Origin of the sequence: Halorubrum rutilum, from assembly GCF_042665015.1 — an archaeon.
In the GTDB taxonomy this organism is placed as follows: domain Archaea; phylum Halobacteriota; class Halobacteria; order Halobacteriales; family Haloferacaceae; genus Halorubrum; species Halorubrum rutilum.
The window spans coordinates 302,274-322,001 of sequence record NZ_JBHTBL010000001.1; the positions used below are offsets into that span (position 1 = coordinate 302,274).

36 protein-coding genes are annotated in these 19,728 nt (G+C 62.7%); 26 read left to right on the forward strand and 10 right to left on the reverse strand.

Annotated features, from left to right (window positions below):
- Positions 1-5: 5 nt before the first annotated feature.
- The 3 genes from ACFQMF_RS01650 to ACFQMF_RS01660 all read right to left on the reverse strand — a co-directional run bounded on the left by ACFQMF_RS01650 (position 6) and on the right by ACFQMF_RS01660 (position 1,948).
- Positions 6-185, reverse strand: a complete 180-nt coding sequence (locus ACFQMF_RS01650) for a hypothetical protein (protein ID WP_256407376.1) — start codon at positions 183-185, stop codon at positions 6-8.
- Positions 186-536: 351 nt separating this feature from the next.
- Entirely contained in the window at positions 537-1,088 is a 552-nt protein-coding gene (locus tag ACFQMF_RS01655; protein ID WP_256407377.1) for a hypothetical protein, read from the reverse strand.
- 308 nt (positions 1,089-1,396) lie between these two features.
- A complete protein-coding gene (locus ACFQMF_RS01660) occupies positions 1,397-1,948 on the reverse strand; it encodes a hypothetical protein (protein ID WP_256407378.1) in 552 nt (183 codons plus the stop codon).
- 452 nt (positions 1,949-2,400) lie between these two features.
- Here ACFQMF_RS01660 and ACFQMF_RS01665 point away from each other — a divergent pair, with 452 nt between their 5' ends.
- On the forward strand, positions 2,401-2,964 hold the full coding sequence (locus ACFQMF_RS01665) for a prolipoprotein diacylglyceryl transferase (RefSeq protein ID WP_256407380.1): 564 nt from the start codon (positions 2,401-2,403) through the stop codon (positions 2,962-2,964).
- Positions 2,965-3,657: 693 nt separating this feature from the next.
- Here ACFQMF_RS01665 and ACFQMF_RS01670 read toward each other — a convergent pair.
- From ACFQMF_RS01670 to ACFQMF_RS01680, 3 genes are all read right to left on the reverse strand, one after another.
- On the reverse strand, positions 3,658-3,816 hold the full coding sequence (locus tag ACFQMF_RS01670; RefSeq protein ID WP_256407381.1) for a hypothetical protein: 159 nt from the start codon (positions 3,814-3,816) through the stop codon (positions 3,658-3,660).
- A gap of 318 nt (positions 3,817-4,134) precedes the next feature.
- Positions 4,135-4,326, reverse strand: coding sequence for a hypothetical protein (locus ACFQMF_RS01675; RefSeq protein WP_256407382.1), 192 nt, complete (start codon positions 4,324-4,326; stop codon positions 4,135-4,137).
- Entirely contained in the window at positions 4,319-4,738 is a 420-nt protein-coding gene (locus tag ACFQMF_RS01680) for a hypothetical protein (protein WP_256407383.1), read from the reverse strand. The genes ACFQMF_RS01675 and ACFQMF_RS01680 overlap by 8 nt, the downstream gene beginning before the upstream one ends.
- Positions 4,739-4,931: 193 nt before the next feature.
- On the opposite strand from ACFQMF_RS01680, the gene ACFQMF_RS01685 reads away from it, so the two are divergent.
- The 8 genes from ACFQMF_RS01685 to ACFQMF_RS01720 all read left to right on the forward strand — a co-directional run bounded on the left by ACFQMF_RS01685 (position 4,932) and on the right by ACFQMF_RS01720 (position 8,815).
- Positions 4,932-5,303, forward strand: a complete 372-nt coding sequence (locus tag ACFQMF_RS01685) for a hypothetical protein (protein WP_256407384.1) — start codon at positions 4,932-4,934, stop codon at positions 5,301-5,303.
- Entirely contained in the window at positions 5,303-5,503 is a 201-nt protein-coding gene (locus ACFQMF_RS01690; protein WP_256407385.1) for a hypothetical protein, read from the forward strand. Before ACFQMF_RS01685 ends, ACFQMF_RS01690 begins: the two co-directional genes overlap by 1 nt.
- Positions 5,496-5,888 carry a hypothetical protein gene (locus ACFQMF_RS01695; RefSeq protein ID WP_256407386.1) on the forward strand — a complete coding sequence of 131 codons (393 nt, stop codon included), beginning with the start codon at positions 5,496-5,498 and terminating at the stop codon, positions 5,886-5,888. Before ACFQMF_RS01690 ends, ACFQMF_RS01695 begins: the two co-directional genes overlap by 8 nt.
- Entirely contained in the window at positions 5,881-6,255 is a 375-nt protein-coding gene (locus ACFQMF_RS01700) for a hypothetical protein (protein WP_256407387.1), read from the forward strand. Before ACFQMF_RS01695 ends, ACFQMF_RS01700 begins: the two co-directional genes overlap by 8 nt.
- A complete protein-coding gene (locus ACFQMF_RS01705) occupies positions 6,252-6,815 on the forward strand; it encodes a hypothetical protein (RefSeq protein ID WP_256407388.1) in 564 nt (187 codons plus the stop codon). The genes ACFQMF_RS01700 and ACFQMF_RS01705 overlap by 4 nt, the downstream gene beginning before the upstream one ends.
- A complete protein-coding gene (locus tag ACFQMF_RS01710; RefSeq protein WP_256407389.1) occupies positions 6,808-7,188 on the forward strand; it encodes a hypothetical protein in 381 nt (126 codons plus the stop codon). Before ACFQMF_RS01705 ends, ACFQMF_RS01710 begins: the two co-directional genes overlap by 8 nt.
- Positions 7,189-7,434: a hypothetical protein gene (locus ACFQMF_RS01715; protein ID WP_256407390.1), complete on the forward strand. Its 246-nt coding sequence runs from the start codon at positions 7,189-7,191 to the stop codon at positions 7,432-7,434.
- A gap of 322 nt (positions 7,435-7,756) precedes the next feature.
- Positions 7,757-8,815 carry a Cdc6/Cdc18 family protein gene (locus tag ACFQMF_RS01720; protein WP_256407391.1) on the forward strand — a complete coding sequence of 353 codons (1,059 nt, stop codon included), beginning with the start codon at positions 7,757-7,759 and terminating at the stop codon, positions 8,813-8,815.
- Positions 8,816-8,831: 16 nt separating this feature from the next.
- On the opposite strand, the gene ACFQMF_RS01725 is transcribed toward ACFQMF_RS01720, so the two are convergent.
- Together ACFQMF_RS01725 and ACFQMF_RS01730 are read right to left on the reverse strand one after the other, a co-directional pair.
- Positions 8,832-9,458: a type III secretion system chaperone family protein gene (locus ACFQMF_RS01725; RefSeq protein WP_256407392.1), complete on the reverse strand. Its 627-nt coding sequence runs from the start codon at positions 9,456-9,458 to the stop codon at positions 8,832-8,834.
- Complete coding sequence (locus ACFQMF_RS01730; protein ID WP_256407393.1) at positions 9,459-9,683, reverse strand: hypothetical protein; 225 nt, start codon at positions 9,681-9,683, stop codon at positions 9,459-9,461.
- A 121-nt stretch (positions 9,684-9,804) separates the two neighbouring features.
- On the opposite strand from ACFQMF_RS01730, the gene ACFQMF_RS01735 reads away from it, so the two are divergent.
- The 4 genes from ACFQMF_RS01735 to ACFQMF_RS01750 are packed head-to-tail and all read left to right on the forward strand — an operon-like array spanning position 9,805 to position 10,708.
- Complete coding sequence (locus ACFQMF_RS01735) at positions 9,805-10,053, forward strand: hypothetical protein (RefSeq protein ID WP_256407394.1); 249 nt, start codon at positions 9,805-9,807, stop codon at positions 10,051-10,053.
- Positions 10,053-10,256 carry a hypothetical protein gene (locus ACFQMF_RS01740; protein WP_256407395.1) on the forward strand — a complete coding sequence of 68 codons (204 nt, stop codon included), beginning with the start codon at positions 10,053-10,055 and terminating at the stop codon, positions 10,254-10,256. Before ACFQMF_RS01735 ends, ACFQMF_RS01740 begins: the two co-directional genes overlap by 1 nt.
- Complete coding sequence (locus tag ACFQMF_RS01745; RefSeq protein ID WP_256407396.1) at positions 10,253-10,432, forward strand: hypothetical protein; 180 nt, start codon at positions 10,253-10,255, stop codon at positions 10,430-10,432. Before ACFQMF_RS01740 ends, ACFQMF_RS01745 begins: the two co-directional genes overlap by 4 nt.
- A gap of 24 nt (positions 10,433-10,456) precedes the next feature.
- Complete coding sequence (locus ACFQMF_RS01750) at positions 10,457-10,708, forward strand: hypothetical protein (protein ID WP_256407397.1); 252 nt, start codon at positions 10,457-10,459, stop codon at positions 10,706-10,708.
- A gap of 283 nt (positions 10,709-10,991) precedes the next feature.
- On the opposite strand, the gene ACFQMF_RS01755 is transcribed toward ACFQMF_RS01750, so the two are convergent.
- Positions 10,992-11,300 carry a DUF2161 domain-containing phosphodiesterase gene (locus tag ACFQMF_RS01755; protein ID WP_256407398.1) on the reverse strand — a complete coding sequence of 103 codons (309 nt, stop codon included), beginning with the start codon at positions 11,298-11,300 and terminating at the stop codon, positions 10,992-10,994.
- Between the two features lie 213 nt (positions 11,301-11,513).
- On the opposite strand from ACFQMF_RS01755, the gene ACFQMF_RS01760 reads away from it, so the two are divergent.
- The 11 genes from ACFQMF_RS01760 to ACFQMF_RS01810 all read left to right on the forward strand — a co-directional run bounded on the left by ACFQMF_RS01760 (position 11,514) and on the right by ACFQMF_RS01810 (position 16,572).
- Positions 11,514-11,696 (forward strand): hypothetical protein, encoded by a 183-nt coding sequence (locus tag ACFQMF_RS01760; protein ID WP_256407399.1) that lies wholly within the window; start codon positions 11,514-11,516, stop codon positions 11,694-11,696.
- A 114-nt stretch (positions 11,697-11,810) separates the two neighbouring features.
- Entirely contained in the window at positions 11,811-12,131 is a 321-nt protein-coding gene (locus ACFQMF_RS01765) for an HNH endonuclease (protein ID WP_256407400.1), read from the forward strand.
- Positions 12,124-12,264: a hypothetical protein gene (locus tag ACFQMF_RS01770; RefSeq protein WP_256407401.1), complete on the forward strand. Its 141-nt coding sequence runs from the start codon at positions 12,124-12,126 to the stop codon at positions 12,262-12,264. The genes ACFQMF_RS01765 and ACFQMF_RS01770 overlap by 8 nt, the downstream gene beginning before the upstream one ends.
- Positions 12,257-12,577, forward strand: coding sequence for a DUF6378 domain-containing protein (locus tag ACFQMF_RS01775; protein ID WP_256407402.1), 321 nt, complete (start codon positions 12,257-12,259; stop codon positions 12,575-12,577). The genes ACFQMF_RS01770 and ACFQMF_RS01775 overlap by 8 nt, the downstream gene beginning before the upstream one ends.
- Positions 12,564-13,037, forward strand: coding sequence for a hypothetical protein (locus ACFQMF_RS01780; protein ID WP_256407403.1), 474 nt, complete (start codon positions 12,564-12,566; stop codon positions 13,035-13,037). Before ACFQMF_RS01775 ends, ACFQMF_RS01780 begins: the two co-directional genes overlap by 14 nt.
- The gene (locus ACFQMF_RS01785; protein ID WP_256407404.1) at positions 13,027-13,962 is read left to right on the forward strand and encodes a helix-hairpin-helix domain-containing protein; all 936 of its coding nucleotides are present in this window, start codon (positions 13,027-13,029) and stop codon (positions 13,960-13,962) included. The genes ACFQMF_RS01780 and ACFQMF_RS01785 overlap by 11 nt, the downstream gene beginning before the upstream one ends.
- Entirely contained in the window at positions 13,959-14,096 is a 138-nt protein-coding gene (locus ACFQMF_RS01790) for a hypothetical protein (RefSeq protein ID WP_256407405.1), read from the forward strand. The genes ACFQMF_RS01785 and ACFQMF_RS01790 overlap by 4 nt, the downstream gene beginning before the upstream one ends.
- Complete coding sequence (locus ACFQMF_RS01795; RefSeq protein WP_256407406.1) at positions 14,089-14,916, forward strand: hypothetical protein; 828 nt, start codon at positions 14,089-14,091, stop codon at positions 14,914-14,916. The genes ACFQMF_RS01790 and ACFQMF_RS01795 overlap by 8 nt, the downstream gene beginning before the upstream one ends.
- Positions 14,917-15,055: 139 nt before the next feature.
- A complete protein-coding gene (locus ACFQMF_RS01800) occupies positions 15,056-15,916 on the forward strand; it encodes an eL24 family ribosomal protein (protein ID WP_256407407.1) in 861 nt (286 codons plus the stop codon).
- Between the two features lie 81 nt (positions 15,917-15,997).
- Positions 15,998-16,348, forward strand: a complete 351-nt coding sequence (locus tag ACFQMF_RS01805) for a hypothetical protein (protein WP_256407408.1) — start codon at positions 15,998-16,000, stop codon at positions 16,346-16,348.
- Complete coding sequence (locus ACFQMF_RS01810; protein ID WP_256407409.1) at positions 16,345-16,572, forward strand: hypothetical protein; 228 nt, start codon at positions 16,345-16,347, stop codon at positions 16,570-16,572. Before ACFQMF_RS01805 ends, ACFQMF_RS01810 begins: the two co-directional genes overlap by 4 nt.
- Position 16,573: 1 nt before the next feature.
- On the opposite strand, the gene ACFQMF_RS01815 is transcribed toward ACFQMF_RS01810, so the two are convergent.
- The gene (locus tag ACFQMF_RS01815; RefSeq protein WP_256407410.1) at positions 16,574-17,914 is read right to left on the reverse strand and encodes a site-specific integrase; all 1,341 of its coding nucleotides are present in this window, start codon (positions 17,912-17,914) and stop codon (positions 16,574-16,576) included.
- A gap of 275 nt (positions 17,915-18,189) precedes the next feature.
- Here ACFQMF_RS01815 and ACFQMF_RS01820 point away from each other — a divergent pair, with 275 nt between their 5' ends.
- Positions 18,190-18,957, forward strand: coding sequence for an Lrp/AsnC family transcriptional regulator (locus tag ACFQMF_RS01820; protein WP_256407411.1), 768 nt, complete (start codon positions 18,190-18,192; stop codon positions 18,955-18,957).
- Positions 18,958-18,996: 39 nt separating this feature from the next.
- The gene (locus ACFQMF_RS01825; RefSeq protein ID WP_256407412.1) at positions 18,997-19,704 is read left to right on the forward strand and encodes a universal stress protein; all 708 of its coding nucleotides are present in this window, start codon (positions 18,997-18,999) and stop codon (positions 19,702-19,704) included.
- Positions 19,705-19,728 lie beyond the last annotated feature (24 nt).

Consider the following 19,728-nt stretch of genomic DNA (forward strand, 5'->3'; position numbering starts at 1 on the left):
GTTGGTTACGCATTGTCGTCCTCAAGCTCGACGTGTGCCCGCAGGATCTCCTCGAGCTTTTCGGAGACATTTTTACCTTCACTCACGGCCTCGGCGCGCACTTGCCGCCAGACCTGGCGGTCGACCTCGATCGTCGTCCGCGCCATCGGACCGTTGCTATCCTCGTTTGTCATTGCTTCGCTCATACCGCTGTCATCCGTGTCTCATTTTCTGGGTGGTTCAGTGTAGCCTGTCGGCACGCTACAACCCACACGTTGTGCGCACCTATGTTAATGCTAACGGTGACGCGAACGTGTGCCGCAAGTAACATATGAGGGCAATAGAGCGGCTGTACCTCGCAATTCGTCACCGTGACACCCTATTCATGTGAGTTGGTCACACAGTCCTTGTACCGGCAGTGTTGGGATCTGGCTCACAGCTGGCGGCGTGAGGATCGCGGTCCGGCCCGGTTCTGTGCTGGGTGTGGCTGGTGCCGGGGCGGACCGACAACCGGCACCCACACCAAGCGTCCGCGACGGCGACACAAACCGATCCGTCTACAGGCTGCTTTGTTCGAAGATGCGCTTAGTATCGTCGTGTGGCGTGGTATCGTCAGCCTCGGCGAGTTGCTCGCGGCCGGCCGCGGTCAGCCGCCAATGGTTCGTCTTCTGACTATCGTCGCGCTCGACGACCCCCTTGTCGTGCATATCCATCAGCCGGACGCGAATCGTCGATTTCGCGTATGGGAGCGCATCGTACAGCATGCTCGTCGGTGTCCACTCGGCTTCGTAGATGGCAATCTCGTGGAGGATGGTGTTCGGGTTGAGGCTGGTCTGGCGTCCGGCAAAGTACTCCTCAAGATCCACCTCTTCGATCGGCGGGAGATCGGCCTCGTCAACCACGGCGCGACCAGCGTCAGTCAGCCACCACTTAAAATCGCGTTGCGGGGGTTCCTCGTGCTCGACGTAGGTGCCATCGAAGCGTCGCAAGCGCATGTAAGCGCCCTTATATGAGGTTGGGAGGTGTTCGGATATCTCACGTGTGCCCGCCGGGCCGATCCAATCGAGGACCCAACAGAACTCGGCTTCGGTGACGAGAGAATAAGACATGCTGTATTATTTCGCCACCTGACTAATAACGGTATCGGCGCGAAAGACTGTGTATGGCCAGTGCACAGGCGTCTCGCCGGTGTGGCGTCGGTAGCCATCACAGCGGGCCACGGAGGCAGTCCACGACATCAGTCGGGGACGAATCCGACAGCAGACGGCGTGGGGGATCTGGGTCCGGCCCGATCCGGTTCTGTGCTCGGTGTGGCTGGCGCCGGGGCGGATCGACCACCGGCACCAACACCAATTGTCCGCGACGGCGACACGCCGGTGGCCCAACACAGTGTGACGAGCGACGCAAACCGATCCGTTCAAACAGGAGGTTCTTCGAAGATGCGCTTGGTATCGTCGTGTGGCGTGGTGTCGTCAGCCTCGGCGAGTTGCTCGCGGCCGGCCTCGGTCAGCCGCCAGTGGTTTGTTTTCTGGCTGTCGTCGCGCTCGACGATCCCGTCGTCGTACATGTTCGTCAGGCGGCGCCGAATCGTCGATGTCCCGTACGGGAGCGCATCGTACAGCACACTCGTCGGCGTCCACTCGTCCTGATAAATCGCGATCTCGTAGAGGATCGTGTTCGGGTTGAGGGTGGTCTGGCGCCCGGCAAAGTATTCCTCAAGATCTACCTCTTCGATCGGCGGGAGGTCGGCCTCGTCAACCACAGCGCGACCAGCATCAGTTAGCCACCATGTGAAATCGCCTTGTGGGGGTTCCTCGTGCTCGACGTACGCGCCATCAAACCGTCGCAAGCGCGCATGGGTGCCACTATGTGAGATCGGGAGGTGCGCAGCGATTTCACTGGTGCCTGCCGGCCCAAGCCAGTCGAGGACCCAACAAAACTCCGCTTCGGTGACGAGAGAATATGCCATTGTGCATGATATCGCCGATTGACTAATAACGGTATCGCCGGGAGACACCCCGTTTCCCGGTGCGCAGGCGTGTCTCCGCTGCGAACGGCGCTGTTCGGCCGTACTTGATCAGTCGTGTTGTATCTACGCGTACGCATGACGCGCCCGCGAGCGAGCCCGTGTGAGAGTATGAGGTAAGCGGGTGGCGTTGCTTTCGTCTCGTCGACGTGCGGCCTCTGATTCTCGCCTGGGGCGTGGCTACCGTTCTTGCCACTCGTCGACGTCGCGCGCCTCGGTGCCGACGCTCGCAGAGGCGCCACACGAGCAGTAGAGCCGACCTGTAGCGCCTCGACCGAGATCGACAGCCGCTCTCGTGGAGTCGTCGTTGGCGGCAGCACCCTCCGCAGCACGGGCCACTGGCCGGGAACGTACAGAAGAGCTATACCTCGGAGAAAGACGATGATACACGAGCAATGACAGATGGGACAAATCGCCGATCTTTCCTCGCCGTAACTGGGACGAGTACCGCTGCGGCCCTCGCCGGCTGCTCTGGAGGGTCGCCGTCCCAAACCGATGACGGCAACGAGACGACAGCGAATGACGACGAGTCCGAGGCAGAAGCGCCAGACCCGACGGAAGCGACGCAAGCGACACTGACAATCCAGGTCCAACCGGACCAAGAGGCACTGACAACCGCTCAAGAGGACCTTCAGGAGCAAATCGAGGAAGGGGAACTCACCCGACAAGAGGCGCAAGAAGAGCTTCAGAGTACACAAGCGGAATTGACGGCGGAAGCGGTACGCGCCTACGAGGAAACCGCGGCGGACGCCGACGGCGTCTCAGTCGAGGACGCGGGACCGGAGTACGGTCTTCTCCGTGTCAACGCGCCTGCTGCGACGTTCGTCAGGGGGCTTCAAGACGGCGATGTGAGCGCGGTCCTGCCCAGTGAGTACTACGTTCAGTATATCCGGCAACAGCGGATCCAAGAACAGATCGCCACCCAGCAGGAAGACAACGGGAACACGACCGACGAGTAACGTTGCCGGGCGGTCGCAGGATCACTATTGAGGGCGCTCGTGTAGCCCGCTTTGCGAGAGCCGGCCTACCCGGCAGTTCGGTCAGTCGTCGACGGCGCCGATCTCCTCCAGCGTGGTCGTGTCCGCGAGGTCGCGTCGTGGTTCGCGAGTGATCGGCGGTTTGAGCCGGGTGAGCGGACGAGAGAGCTGATATCGGGGTTTTTAGCAAAACTTTTCAACGCGCTAGTAGTAGTAGTAGTCGGGGCCACTGAGAAAAACTGCTATCGAAGCCCCATGACCTGGCCCATGCCTCGCCGCTGTGACGGCGAGTAAGCCTGCTCCTGCGAGGGGGCGAAATCAGGCATATCCATCCTTTGAATCCAACATGAATAGTGCCACCAGCGGTCAGCTGGTGGCTACATTTCAGTTCACGTACGACCACGCAGCGAGTCCAGCGAGGGCGAGCCCTGCGCCGACCACCACGATGCCGCCGTGAACGAGCCATGCTCCTGCGAGAACCGCAAATCCTGGAGCTGTGACCCCAGGTAGAAGCGAAATATCAGACATATCCTTACCTCCTGCGTGGTATTTCATCCACGCAGATCGCCGCTCGTCGGCGACTTGCGGGCGCTTTGACACGACCGCTATCTACCGGGTGGGCGCGACCGTACTAAAGAATTCACCACCCGCTCATTTTGTCGCGTGTTCTCGTTGTTAATCCCGCTCCTGCCACTCGTCGATGTCGCGCGCCTCGATGTCGACGGAGAACGAAACGCCACACGAGCAGTGGACGCCGATCGTGCCGGCGTGGTCAGTCATCGGCCCCTTCGTCGTCCCGCAGCCCGGGCAGTCGACGCTGAACGTGTCGGCCATATCTCGAACTCAGTCACGAGCACCAAAGAGCGTGTAGGGTCGTTCCCTGTTGTCACGAAGCAAAGTGTTTTGACACGTGGTGTGGTACCGCCGTTTGCTGGCACCCACTGTACGAGATAGGGTGAGACACATCACGCACACGCGGCCAGCCATGAGGGGCCCCGGGTGCCAGCCCCCTGCTGAAGGGGCTCTCCGGTGTGATGAGACTCGTTACGCATCCAGGAGTGCGTCCCGCGCCTGTTTCAGCTCCGCGACGTCGTACGCTTCGTTGCCGCCCTGGTCGCTGTGGCCCATCTCACGAGTTCGCCGGCTGTCCGATCAGTCGTTGACGGCGTCGATCTCCTCCAGTGTCGGTGCGTTTTCGTGGAGCTCAAGGACGCGCTCTTTCGCGTCGGCCGCCTTCGACGCACACTCGTTCGGGTTGCCTGTCGCGGCGGCTGTGGTCGCGTCCGCGAGGTCGCTGTAGAGCTCCTGGAGTTCGCGCTCGTCGATGACGATCGGCTCAGGCATCGCGCTCCACCTCATCAAGCAGGCGTATCTCGCCGACCTCGTCGCCGGCAGCACGGACGTGGCGCCGGACTGTATCCGGGTCGTCGTTATCGAGCGCCTCGTTGGCTGCCTCGATGTGTGTCTCCAGTGCGACTACGTACTCGACCGGCGCATCCTCCGGGACGCTCCCTTGATCGACGTCGTCGCGCGGGTCGTCGACGAGCTCGTAGAGCGCGGTTGTGTCATGGAGCGACTGGACCACGTCACCAGCTTCTAGCACATCCAAACGGTTCCCGACCGTGTTGCGGTGGAGCCCGGTCTGGTCGATAAGATACTTTTTCGTTCGGGCACCCTCCTGGAGTTCATCGAGTATCGCCCGATCTGCGTCGGTGAGATCACCGGCTTCTATCACACGCTGCTGTTCCACAGCCATGAGTATGTGTCTATCGCACAGTCACTTAGCACTTATGCATACTGCATACATAAACTAACTATGCAGTATGCACAATCTATAAGTGCAAGTAGCACATACTGGGTAGTAGGAAGCACCGGATGGCCGCGGCTGGCAACGAGTCAGGGTGGCCGGGTGTAGGAGCACCCGACCGGTGCTCTCCACAAACGAGAGCATGTCCGCATTCGAAACCCAACCGCAAAACGGTACTGATAGCACCGAGACGATCACCGACCTGCGCGCCCTTGACGTGGGCGACCAGGTGCTCTTTGCCGGCCGGCAGCGCCAGCTCGACGTCGTCGCCGTCGGCACGCGCACGGTCGTCGACGAGCGCATCAACGCGGAGATCGAGACGCCGGTCGTCCGCGTCCAGGGCGACTGGGACGGCGCCGTCGACCGCGTGCTCGCGCACAAGCTTGACCGCTACGACGGCGGTATCCAGCTGGAGGAGCTCGACGACATCGTCGCCTGCGAGGGCGCCGACCTGGAGCGTGGCGAGGATGTGACCGTCCGGCGCGTTGCCTGCGGCGCGGAGGTGAGTGCCTGATGTCCGAAGGCACGTGCGGCGTCTGTGGTGACACCTACGTGTTCGGTCACGATGGCGATGATCCGTTCACCACGATCACGGTCTCGTTCCACGATGATGAGCGGGCTAACTTCTCGCACTCCGTCTGTCAGGAGTGCGGTGACGAGCTCCTCAGCGACGTCTACGACGAGGTTCTCCCGGAGGTGTCGGCCGATGCCTGAGGGCGCGGTCGACGCCGACTTCGACGACGCCGAGCTCCCGTACGAGCAGCGCGTCGCGAATGCCCTGGAGGACGTCCAGACCGAGCCTGTCGAGGGCGGCGTCGCGATCGACGTCATCACTCGGCAGGCCGTGTTTGTCAGGCAGCGCTCATACGACGATCTTGAAGCGCACTACGAGGCCGAAGGGTACGACCTCGCGACGTACAAGATGCATCCATACCTGCCCGGGATCGACGTCGACAACGCCGTCTACGAGTGCGTGTACGTCGACGGCAACCCACAGAACGCGCACAAGCCGGGGAAGACCTACGACTTCCCCAGCGCGCGGCTGATGCATCTACCCGTCGAGCAGGCGTGGGGCGACATGGAGGTCGACGATGTCTAAAGCCGACAGTGTCGACGCGACGGCCGGCCCCGGGACGTTCGACGAGCGGGCCGCCCGCGCCCTGACAAAGCCGATGACGGTCGTCGACACCCACGTTGACCGCGACCTTCGCGATGAGGAGTTCCGCGTCTACCGGCCGCACACGACGTACGTCGTTGACGCCGTCGCTGAGACGTGCGGCTGTCGGGATGCACTCCACCGCGGGACGAGATGCTTGCACCAGCGGCGGGTTGATTACGCAAGAGGTGCCGTCCCCATCCCTGGGTGGGTCAACCGCGATGCACTCGATACCGGGATCGGCGCCGCCGTGCGCGGTGCGCCACGCATCGCGACGGCGGACGGCCGGACGGAGGTGTTCGAGTCGTGAGCGACGAGCCCGGGCACGCCTCGGCGGTCAACGAACAGCTGCGCCAGGCCGAAGAGGACGACGAGCTCCCGGCGTCGACGGCCGACCGGAGCTCCCTTCGGCTCGCCGTCGACGGCGAGCTGCTTGCCGCCGACAACCCGATCGACTACCTCGTGCTGCTGCTCCTGGAGGGCACGCGCTACGACGGCGCGTGGGACGGCGACCAGATGGCCGTCGCGCAGTACGCGATCGCCTCGTGGTGTCAAGAGCTCGGCTGGGCGCCGGATCTCACCGGGTACGAGCCGGGCGAGCAGGTCGCGTTCGGCGACGAGATCGACTACTGTAATGCTGCGTTCTACGGCGCCGGCGACGCCGAGCAAGAAGAGGACAATAGCGAAGACCTCGGTGAACTCGTCGACGGCCACGAGCGCGGCGTCGTGGCCATCATCCGCGAAGGGATCAAGCAGCACCGTGGCAACGTGTACGATGCCACCGTTCCAATGACAAAGGATGAGCTCGACGCGGCGGCCGACGTGGCGAAGGCCGTCGAAGACGTCGCAACGGAGGGCGACGATGCCTGACGAGGAGGCGGGCGACCTCGCGAGCCTGCTCGACGACGTCGAGGCGTCGGTCGTCGATGACCTGACCAGCACGCCCCAGCAGCAGGTCGCCCGCGCGACCCTCCAGCGCGTCCGCCGCCGGCTCACTGCGGAGGCGCGCGACTCCTCGACGTCGACCGCGCCCGACGACCTCCCGACGGTCATCTACGAGACCGAGCACGGCGAGCGCCGGCGCGTCCGGTACGAGCGTGTCGCTGGGGAGCCCTGGAAGGTCGAGCGTCGTGTTGACCGCCACGATGGCCGGACGTGGGTGCCGTGTGGCGCCGACCCGCTCACCGAGCTCGTCGTCGACGGTGAACACCGCGCGGCGGTGCGCGTCACGGAGGGGCCGTAGATGGCGATGCGCTCGTTCGCCGATCCTGAAACCAAGTTCCGGATTGAAGCGTCCGGCACGCCGCCCTCGGTCGACGGGCTCGCGATTACTGAGCCGAAGTGGCTCGTCTGTGAGGAGTGCGGCGCGAAGGTCCGTATCGACGGCCCGGACGGTCACCAGACGACGATCGACAACCTCCCTCATGACCGCGACTGCGAACAGCGGGATGTGGTAAGTCGGTACTTCGAAGAGCAGTACGTCCGCTAATCGCACCTCACTTTTCAGCCTCTCCCTTTTCGTGTCGTCATCTTCGGTGTCGGCCTTACAACAGCGAATAGATTATATTGCATGACATTCTATACCAAGGTACCAGGATCGGATCGATCGCCTAACTAAGGGATACCGGCGAACGAACACACACCGATCCTGGGTCGCGATGCCGGTTTGGAGGGCCGGCAACACAAGCACACGCGGGGTTTGCACGCTGACGCTGGTCGCACCATCGTGGTGCGGCCTTTCGCACGGGTCTGCTCACCCCCGGAAGCGAGGCGGCGGTTTATTACCCCTGTCCACATCAGCAGTCACCTGTATGATACGTCGTCCAGAGGTCTTCGACGACGAGACCCCGCCACCTGACCTCCGGCATCGCGAAGCTCACGTCCAGGAGCTGATCCGACTCCTCCACCGAGCGCGCTCAGACCACGATCAGGGCGCACTGCTCGCTGGTCCGAGTGGCGTCGGGAAGACGGCGCTCGGGCGGACTGTCCTTCAGGAGTTCGCTCGCGAGTTCGGGACGCGTTGGGTATGGATCCAGGCACTCGGCACGACGACCGGCGAGCTCTTCCGCGAGGCCATCCGTGGCGCCGGTGGTACTGTTGCCGACAACGCTCCGAACGACGAGCTCCCAGCGCGGCTTCGGGAGACGCTCGCTGGTGAGGAGCTCTTCCTCCTGCTCGACGAGGCCGACGACATCGCGGGGACGGATGCGGTCGGCCAGCTCACGTCAGTTCCAGGTGTCGAGATCGTTGTGATCTGCCACGAGCCAGACGACTGGCTCGCCCGTGCTGAGTCGGGCGTCCGACAGTATCTCCACGGCGGCCGGATCGAACTTGACCGGTTCGGTGTCGACGAGCTCGCCGACATCCTTCGCGACCGGGCGCGCGTCGGGCTCGTCGATAACGCCGTCACACGCGACCAACTGGAGACAATCGCCGACGATGTCGCCGGCGTCGCTCGCGAGGGTATCCAGACGCTGCGAGCAGCGGCGGAGATCGCGGTCGAGCGCGAGCATGGTCGCATCTACGATGCCGACGTCGATGACGCCTACGAGCGCGCTCGTGCCAGCATCCGGAAGGCGAATCTTCGGTCACTCCCGTTCCATCATCGCGTCCTCTACGAGTTGATTCGCGACGCCGGTGAGATCACAGGGCGCGAGCTGCACCAGCAGTACGAGGAGATTGAAGAGCAGGTGTACGCGAACCGAGAACGGACGCCGATCAGTCGTCGCGACCGGCGGAACAAACTTGACAAGCTTCGTGCCTATGACCTCGTTGAGCGAGAGCGGCTCGACCACCGGTGGTTGTACTCAACTAAGCAGAAAAATTTGTCAAGCGGTATTGAGTTAGTGACTGAAATGGCTACAAATTAGTGCTTGTGTATCTATTTCAGTAGACGTACGGAACATCCCGTTCTTCATCTGGAGACATCTCTGATTCTACAAACTCCTCAATATCAAACGCTTGCTGAACTAACTGAACCGCGTTTACTCCATTACTAACTACTGTCTGGACAGAGTGATTGAACTCTGTTTGAGAGAAACCAGAGTCATTAGGGAATATCTTCCTGGTTACTTGAAACGCTTCAGGTGTCCCGGTATTCATCGTATCAATACTGAATCCAGACGTTGGACTAGATAGTAGTTTTATCAGATGATACGAGAGCTTCTCCTGATTTTCTGGCCTCATCTGTGACAGTAGTTCCCGAGCAGCTTCCTTCTTATGCTCCTCGGTGATTTTCTGCTCATCGAGACCTAAGATGCTCTTTATATCTGGTTCATTAAACACTGTGGCTACATTATTGACAATACTGAAAGCAAATGTCACAGTGACATGGTGCCCATTCGAGCCAGCAGATAACCAATATACCCAGTCGCCATGCCTAGCGGCATACTCGACGATCTTCTCCTCGCCGTCGATCTCTGTAGTCCGCTCGTGTGTTATTTCATCACCGATCTTCTCTACTTTCCCATCTAAACCAGCTAAAATATCGACAACGGGGACTTCGTCCGACATTTATTTGTCCAGTTCGTCCTGGAACTCCTTACTCAAATTATTCGCAAACTCATAGTCATCGTCCGCTTCTAATGTGACAAGGTCCTCATCGGACGACTCAGCACGCTCTATCAACGCAGATTTTACTGCGTTGGTATCACTAAATTTAAGCCGGTTTTCCAAGTCGTGTGACTTGGCTTTGGACGAGATGCTCTCATCTGTCGTGCGGACACGTTCCTGTGGCATGTGTAATGGTACAAGATTCTAACAATATATAACTTCTCTCCCAGGCGAATTATTAGTCTAGTTCTTTATCACCCCGGAAGTACGGCCCCCTTTTACTGTCTATCCACTCCTCGCCGCAGGTATGCCCTCACAGGCTGCCCGAACGACGGTCGAGTTGAGTGAGCTCGGCTTCGACGCCGCCGACGCCGCCGTCGCGGTCGCGATCGACGAGCGTGACGAGACGACGGTCGTCGACGTCGAACACGACACAGGCGACTGGACGCTCACGTTTAACGAGTACGGCGAACTGCAGCGCTCCCCTGGCCGGGCGGCGCCGCGCTGGCTCGGTCCCGTGGTGAAGAAGGCGGCGCCCGAGCTCCGGGTGACCTGATGGCGGTCGCGATCGACCGTGATGGCGCCGACAAGTGGCGGTACGCCTGTCCGAAGGGGCATACCAACTGGGAGCTCCTCGAGGACACGATCGTCTGTCGGACGTGTCCGCACGGGCGGCTGCCCAGATCGATGAGCTACAGCGTGTTGATCGACCGGAAGACCGGTGAGGAAATTGCGGTGAGTGAGGTGCGGCTGGTGTGAGGCTACTCGACCGGATCGAGGTCGGCTTCGACGCCGCCGATGCTGCCGTCGCGGTCGTGATCGACGAGCGTGACGAGATGACAGTCGTCGAGGTGGAACACGACACAGGTGAGCTGGGCGTCACAAGTGAGTGCTCGGGTCTCGCGTCGCATCCCGAACGGATGGCCATAATTTAGTAGCGGCCGCACCCATAGTAGGGTGTGTCCTCCACCCCACATCACACAACAGTCGATATTGCGTCCCTTGGTTTCGACACCCCCGGTAGTGATACAGCCGAGGTCATGATCGCTACCGCCGATGGCGCCACGCTCATCGAGGTCGCACACGCCGACGACGTCTGGTCGCTCACCTTCGACGAGGACGGGACACTTACTGACAGCCCCACACGATCGCCACCTGACTGGCTCGGGCACGTCATCACAGAGGCCGCACCAGCGTTCCAGATGACGTAAGAGACCGGACTTGGTTGAGGGCCGGGAACTGACGGTGCACGGCCACGGCGGTAGACGCACGACGGCAACGCGACTCTGGCGGCAAGCAATCGGACACTATTACGGTGGCATCGGTGGCTCGTGTTGTCGAGGCCATCACATCGCTCGGGGGGCGGAAGTACGGCCCCGGTTTACATTCCAAGCGCGCCAGCGTGTGGGTGTGGTCGCGATGACACACTCGGTCGCCCCCTCCGAAATGCACCCCTCGCTTATGCCGGGCGCGAGCGACAGCCAGAATGCGATGTCAGGAATCAGTCGGGTCGAGCTCGGCGGCGTCGAGCTCCTCGTCGAGATAGGCACGGCCGTCGTCGGTGAGGCGGTAGAGGCCTCGGTCGACGCGCTCGATGAGACCATATCGGCAAAGTTCTCGAAGCCGCCCTCCTGCGTAGTCCCGAGTCGCGTCGACGCGAGCGACCTCGCCTTCACGAGAGACTGCTCGCGGAGTCATGTTTCCCTCCTCGCGGAGGACCTCCAGGATGCGGTCATCAGTCGGCTGCCGCATCCAATCCGCGTCTTTTCGCATCTCAGTCTCCCGTGCGACGGTCGTACTCATAGTAACACCGATGTACCTACTACTTCTATCCACTCGCCCTTAATAATTCGGCCAATAGCTGGTAGTATCCAGTTAGTAGCGGGAAAAGACTAAGTATAGGGCGGGGTAACTATCGGTTGACCTGGCCTCCGCGGTGAAAACCCGCCGGCGTTGGAGCGCCGACGGCCAGGTCACAGACAGACCGCCTCTACACGAGGCATTTGCGAGTGACCCATGAGCAACTCACGTACGGGGCCTATTCAAGATAGCCCCAACGACAGCGGAGACGGCACAGAGCAGCGTGAGTATCAGTTTGGCGGCGACTACGTCATCAGCTCCAGCGCGAGCGCCGGCGCGTGGGTGTCGGCCACCTACCCGATGCTCGCCGTCGACCAGATCGACACGGGGGTGGCGTAAATGTCTAAATATAAGGATAAGTCGTATCTCCGAACTGAATATTGTGAAAAAGAAAAGACATTGAGAGAGATAGCCGACGATTGTGGCGCCTCAATTGACACAATCAGACGGTGGATGGAGAATTACGGCATAGATCGGCGGCCACGCGGTTCGTATCAGGTTAAGCCCTATGCCAAGTTTCAGACACTCCAAAACGGCTATGAATACTGGCATGATGGGGAGGCAGGCGGCACCACAAAGGATTGGGTTTTAGTCCATCGACTGCTCGCGGTTGCTGAGTTTGGTTTTGATTCCGTACAGAGCGACATTGATGTTCATCATAAGAACGGCGTTCGATGGGATAACCGGCCTGAAAATATCGGTCTGATGTCTCACAGTAAACACGCATCGTACCACAACAACGAGAGTTCCAACCAAGGTGGTAAGCATGCGTGACGGTGGCGACCGCCCCGGCACGTACGCGGCGTTCATCAACTCGGAGATCCTGCCGTTCGCGTCGCTCCCGGAGGAGTACCAGGGCGCGCTCGGTGATGCCCGCGAAGCTGAGGAGGTGGAGGCTGATGCCTGAGTCGTACGACATCGGTGATGCGAGTCGGGCCGCGGCGCTTGTCGTGTCGGAAGAGCGAGACAGCCACGGCGACGCCTACACGAACCACCGTCAGATTGCGGCGCTGTGGACGGCGTTCCTCGACGAGCAACTGGAGTCGGATATTGCGCCGTGGCAGGCCGCGATTATGATGCAGCAGGTCAAGCAGTCGCGGATGCAGGCTGGCGAGCTGATCGCTGACCACTTCGTCGACATCGCAGGCTACAGTGACGTCGGACTATACAGTGCGCTTCAGGACCCGGACACGGAGGTGGGTGACGTTGACGACCTCTAAGTCGACAACCGTCTACCTCGCTGGGCCAGTCGCGGCACTCGATGATGGAGGCGCTGAGTGGCGCGAGCGTGTCGGCCGTGATTACGGCGAGCAGTACGACTTCCAGAACCCGCTCGCGAAGTACAACGTTCCAGTCGAGGACCTGACCGTTGTGGATGGCGTGTCCGATCCCGACGATCACACGACGGTCGGCGCTGACGAGATCGTCACCAACGACAAAGCGAAACTGCTGGCAAGCGACGCGGTGCTTGTCGGGTACGTCGACACGCAGTCCATCGGGACACCAATGGAGGTCATGTACGCGTTCGAGCGTGAGATGCCCGTCGCGATCTGGATTCGTGATGACACGGACATCATGGATCTGAGTCCGTGGTATCTCCATCACGCCAGTGCGATCACGAACTCAGTCGAGATGGCGCTTGGCCGCCTCGATCGGGAGGTGAGTATCAATGCCGCGTGACGAGCTCGACGCGACTACGGACGTCGTCACGCTCGCCGAGCACACGAACGGCGTCGGGACGAACGTCGCGAGTCGACTGGAGGACGCCGGCATCGAGACGGTTGCGGACATCCTCATCACCGAGGAGGGTGCGCTCACCGAGGTGCCGTACGTTTCGGATCTGCGTGCCCATCGGATTCGCGAGGCCGCTAAGGACATCGTCGGTGTGCTCCCTCGCGACGTCGACTTCGCAGAGACGGAGAGCGTCGTGAGCGAGGCCGCGATCCCGCTGTCGGTGCGGCGCGGGGAGGCGGTACTGACGGCGAGCGGTCAGTCCGGGACGAACGGCACGTACCACACGACCGACTGTTCGGTCGTCCGTGGAGCTGGCACCCTTCGTGAGCGCGACTGGACGTGGGTCGAGAACAGAGCCGTCGAGGAGTGCCGTGCCTGTCGGAATCCGAACGTCCACAGCGAGGGGGCTGATGCGAGCCAGGACTCGGAGCTCGAACCCCTGGTCGACAGTCGCGAGGTCGCACTCGAAGCGACCGTCGGAGAGAAGCTGACGCTGACGATGACCGAACGGGACGGCTACGCGAACCCGTGGGCGGTCATCGACACCGCAGAGCCGACCGAGTGGGAAACGCCGACCGGCGACACGTGGCGGACGCGGCGGCTCCGGATCTCGAAGAAGATGAACGGCGAGGAGCACTACTCGGAGTGTGATCTCGTTGTTGCGGCCGACGAGATCCGGCTCGAAGACCCGCCGGTGAAGCGGCGGAGTGCACAGCCCGATGCACCGAGCTGGCGTGTCGAGTCCGTCGGCGCGGTCGGCCGCGTCTCGCCGTCGACGTACGCCCAGCTGCAGGGCCGGCTCGAACAGCAGGAGGCCCGCCCCGAGGGCGACGACTCCTGGAAGCAGTACCAGAAGCGGGGTGAAGCATGAGCGAGACCGACGCTCGCGACGAGGTGCGGACGGTCATCCAGCGGCACGCTGCCGAACTCGATGCTGAGGATCTCCGGGAGATCGCTGCGGACATCGAGTCAACTGCCGAGAAGTGGGGTGGAATTGATGTCTGACAGCGGAAAGGATGAGCGGGACGCGGGTGAGCCTCTGACAACTAGGGAATGTTTCCCCAGTGATAATATACTCGTCCGTAAACAAATAAATTGGACAACCAGAAATCAATGCCTGATTACAGACGGCGGTCAAGATGCCGATGAAATTGCTCATCGTGATGATATAGTAGTCGGACGTCCGATTAACCGCGAGACCATCAGGTCTGTTCGCGAGGGCATCCTCGTCACGTGCAACGATAACCACTGTATCCGAGAAGGTCGATGGCAAGGCCTCTTCCCGAACCCTGAACTCGCGAAGGAGGCGGTTGAATCACATTACGACCACGAACGCCGGAGCGGCGAGTATCACTTCGGTCAGCGGTCGTTCACAATTGTCCGACTCCTTGACGAGGAGACCGCACAAACCGTCGACGAGTCAAGTCTCGGCCTCACCGTTGAGGAGAATCGACTACGTTCAATCGACGGATCCGTTCGGGAGGTGGAGTTCCCACGGACGACGGGTGATGTTAGCGAACTCGTCCAACGCGGCGATCGTATCCTTGTCCCGCCGGAACGAGAGCAGAAGGTCACCAGCGTCACTGAGTCACGCTCGCACGGCCTCCCGACGTGGTCGGTCGGCTTCTGTGGCGTCGACCTCGATCTGGTGAGTGACCAGCTCCCGCCCCGTGGACAAAACGAGCTCATCGCCCGCGACGGAGAGGTTTACAGATCATTCGGCCCCGACCCGCTCGCGGCACCGGCTTTCGAGGTCGTTGGTCTCGCAGATCACCAAGCGGATTTCGCGAGGTTTGCAAACGGAGGTGAGGCGCGTGCCGAGTAATCGAACCGGGGGGGTCGACCGGACCTGTTCGGTCCATCACTGCGCGGCCGATCCATGCGTTCTCCATCGTGATGATGCTCAGGTCCGTTACATCGATGACACCACGCCGATCGAAAATCCGGAGTGTTGCGGTCGGGCGATGGACAACACTGCCCTAGCGGCTGGCGGAGACCTCGATCGGCACGTCCGCCACCGGTACGAGTGCGGGAGCTGTGGCGACCTCGCCGTCGTGCGAGAGCGAGAGCCACAACGCTCTCTAGCAGAGTTTGGAGAACCGATCACCGACGGCGGTCGTGTTCAAGACGGAGACGGAGTCTCGTGCGAGTGGGACGGCTGTGAGGAGACGTTCGACACCCAGCAGGGGATGCGGATCCATCACGTCCGCGTTCACGACGAGCGCGTCGTCGAGATGGAGACGTGTGACTACTGCGGCGAGGAGTTTGAGCCCGGCGCCGGCAGCACTGGAACCTACTGCTCGGTCGAGTGTTCGAGTCGCGCGCGCTCAAGCCGCGTCACGCTCACCTGCGAGCACTGTGGCAAGGAGTTCGAGCTCGCACCCTCGGAGGCTGAAGGGCGGCGGTACTGCTCGACCAACTGCTACGGTGAGGCAACGAACACGACGGAAGTCCGGACGTGCCCCTGTGGCACAACGTTTCGAGTCCGGCCAGACGACGACCAGCGAGCGTGTTGTCACCCGTGTGAGGGTGAGATTCGGACCTCAAAGCCGCGTCCAGACGACCTAGAGGCGCTGCTGTGGCTCTTGTACGTCTATGAGGACCACAATATGCGCCAGACGCACAAACGGGTCAACCACCACCGAGATCGCGACGAGCGGCTCACGCGGGATGCGGTGAGCGACCGGCTGATCGAGATGGGGGTTCACGCTAATCAGGCGCAGGAGATCGCCCGCCGAGCGACTGACCGCCCGGCGAGTGAGGCGCCTGACGGTGACGACTCCTGGAAGCGGTATCAGCAGGGGCGAGGTGAGGCTGATGACTGAGCCGCATCGCTGGGTCGCTCGGTGGGTGGCGGTCGGCCTCGCCGTGACGCTCGGCGTCACCATCCTCGTCGAGGTGATGGGATGAGCGCCGAGACCCAAAACGGCATCCACGCCACCTGGCACGCTCGCGACCGGTTCCACGACCGGGCGTCCGACCCTGCTGATTCGGTGTTAGCCGCCTGGCGGGACGGCGAGCCGCTCGCGATGCCCGAGGAGGCGCCGCTCCCGCATAACGACGAGCTGCGCTACGACCGCGTGAGCGATGTCGTCGTCTGTCGGCGTAACGAGGAGTTGACGACGGTGTGCGGGCTCACCCCAGAGTGCATTTCCAACATCCACGGCGTGGCCGTCGCAGCCGCCGTCGACGCACAGTTCGGGACCGACTACCGGTCCGGAATCCATGCCGCGAATCTGGAGAAGGTAAACCGATGAGTGCTACATCAAACGACGAACAGGCGTCTAAAGACGCGACCCGAGCGGAGACAGCCGTCGATCGCCACGGCGACGTCTACCGGGAGTGGGCTGGTGAGGACACGCCACGCGGCCGGCTCGCGCGGGCGATCCTCACTGTCGGAGGTGACGACGAGGATGCCGGAGATGACGATGATGGCGGGGCCGCCAACGAGGATGTCGGAGGTGACGACGATGCCGAGTGAGTCACTCGTCGAGGTGTCCGTCCTCGATCGCGAACTCCTCAGCGACGCGCTCGTCATTCTCGACGACGGTCGCTGCGTCGGCGGCGGCTTCGCGCTCGGCCCGTTCGTCGGCGTCGACGGTTGTCTCGCGCATCTCCGCGCGGGCGGCGTCGATGGCGTTCTGGATCTCCTCGCGAAGCGGGAAGCCACACCGGGGACAGTGGTATGCGGTGGATTTCACCTCGGCACGGCAGTTCGAGCAGGCGACGATCTCGGGCGCACCCTCGGACTCGTCACCCTCGTCGGGGTCGACGAACCCGTGACTCTGGAAGATGGAGTCGTTCCGCTCGGCGTCGCCGGTGTGATCGTAGCGGTCGCGCATCCGCATCCGGTCGTCGACGAGCATCGACATGTGCTCGATGTCGCGGTCGTTCAGCTCGGAGTCGCTGATCCGCGTCATGAAGACGTGCCGGAAGTGGTGGGGATGGACACGCTCGACATCGATATCAGCGCGGTCGGCAGCCCGCTTCATCGATTTTCGGACGGTCGAGGTGTGTGCTGCCATCATCTCTCGGTTGTCGGGGTCGTAGTGTTCGACGACGGGGAACAGCGGTGCCTCGTCGTGTGCGCGGCCGTTCGGTCCGGTGTGGTCGGGGTGGTTGCGGTTGACCCACTCTCGGAGCTCGGCCCGCGAGTAGAGAATCGGGTAGGAGACGTCGCGGACGCCCTTCAGGCTGAGCGCGTCGGTGTTCGGCGAGAAGGTCGGTCGCGGCGTCTCCAGACCGTCGATATCGCCGACGCGAAGCGAGGTCGCCAGCGAGATGCGTGCCCCGACGTCGGCGAGGAAGTCGATGAGGACGGGATCCCGGTTGTTCATACAGGCGCGCTTCAGCCGCTCAATCTCGTCTTCGGTGAGGAGCTCGTCTTTCGAGATGGTCTCCTCCTTGGTGTTGCGGTCGGGCAGGCTGATCCGCTCGCCAAACCCATACTCACCGTAGTGGGGCTCAGCGTCGAGCCACTGGAAGAAGACGCGGAGGACGCGCTTGTAGCCGAACATGCCGGATCCGTCGGGGTCGAGCCCGTAGCCGCCGCTCGCCTTCGGCGCGGCCAGCCGGCCAACAAAGGCTCGGGCGTCGCCGATGTCCATCTCCAAGAGTGGGGTCTCGGCGCGCTCGGCGGCCCGACGGAGGTTTCCTATATCGCTTATCAGTGTATTGAGCGACTTATCCTCCATCTGCCGGCGGTGCGTGACGAACTCGCGGATGGCCCGGCGGTCGGCCTCGTCGATGGTGGCGTCTTCGAGGAGCTCCTGCTCGCGCTCGAACTTCGCGCGGGTGGAGTTCGTGTCATTGACGTCGGCCATACACAGTCGAAAGACGCCCACATATTTGGAACCCCCAGCAAGAAATGCGCCAGATGTTCGGCAACGAGTAGCGTCGCTCTCCGACGTCTTTTCTCGCCAGACTTGCGCCCCGAGCAGACGCGCTCCGCGACGACCGTCTCGCCTCTCGGTTCGTTCGCGGCGGAGGGCGCCTCCGCGCCGTGAGTAAACCATATTACGGCCTGGCGGGTACGGCTGGACATGACGCTCCTTCGACGGCGCGGGTCGGTATCGACCGGACCGGGAGGCGGTCGACCGTGAGCCACCACCTCGACGAGATCGACCGGCAGATCATCCACGCGCTGATGTCGGACGCGCGGAACACCTCCGCACCGATGATCGCGGAGGAGATGAACGTCTCCGCGGGGACGGTCCGGAACCGGATCGAGCGCCTCGAAGAGGCCGGAGTCATCCGCGGCTACACGGCCATCGTCGACTTCGAGCAGGCGGGCGGGCGGCTCACCTCGGTGTTCATGTGCACCGTTCCCGCCGACGAGCGGGAGCGACTGGCGCTCGCGGCCCGCTCCATTCCGGGCGTGATCAACGTCCGCGTGCTGATGGCGGGGCGCCGGGACCTGCAGGTGGTCGCGGTCGGCGAGGAGACGAGCGACCTCCGCGAGATCGCGCGCACGCTCTCCGGACTCGACATCCGCATCGAGGACGAGGAGCTGCTCCAGACGGAGCTACACACCCCGTACTCCCGGTTCCTCTCCGACGACGCGGAGGGGTCGGTGGTCACGGACACCGTCACGCTCGCGGACGGGACCGCCGTGATCGAGGTGTGCGTCACCGACGACGCGCCGATCGTCGGCCACTCGCCGTCGGAGGCCCGCACCGACGGGCTCCTTTCCGACGACACCGTCGTGACGTCGATCGAACGGGACGGCTCGATCATCCATCCGGTCGGCGACGTGTCGATCCGCCCGAACGACGTGGTCACGGTGCTCCCGAAGGAGTCGTCCGAGGACGACGTCCTCGACGCGTTCCTCGCCGACGGCGACGAGCCCCCGGCGGCGACGTCGTGAGTCTCGCCGTTTATTGTTCCGGGCGGTCAACCGCCGGCCATGGCAGACACGATCCTCGTCCCGCTCGAACTCCCGGACCCGGAGCCGCTGTCTCCGGTGCTGATCGAGGACCTCTCGTCGCTGACGGTCGTCGTCCTCGGTCACTACGACCTCCCCGAGCAGACCCCGGTCAGCGCCGCGCGCGAACAGTTCGGTGAGGGGGCGCGGGCGACGCTTGACGAGGTCGCCGACGCGTTCGCCGAGGCCGGCGCGTCCGTCCGGACGCGACTGGTGTTCGGAAAGGACCGGGCCGCCGCGATCCGGCAGATCGCGGCCGAGGAGGACTGCGCCGCAGAGCTCGACCCCGCGCCGACCGAGGGGATAGAGCGGATCCTCGTGCCGCTCCCGGACGTCGCCGAGTTCGATCGCCTGCCGAGGTTCATCCGGGTGTTGAGCGAGGACGGCACCCGGCGGATCACCCTGTTCCACGTCGTCGAGGGCGAGGAGCGTCGCGAGCGCGGCGAGGCCGTCGTCGAGGAGACCCGAGAGCGCCTGATCGCGGACGGGTTCGACGCCGGATCGGTCGACACGCTGGTCGTCGAGGGGGAGGGGCACGACGAGGAGATCGTCCGCGTCGCGGCCGACTACGACGCGGTCGTGATGTACGAGCCGGAGTCGCGCCTCGGCGACCGCGTCTTCGGGACGCTGGCGGACCGGATCGCCGACGAGACCGGCGACCCGGTGATCGTCGTCAACCGGGACTACTGACCGCGTCGGCTCGCCCGCCGGCCC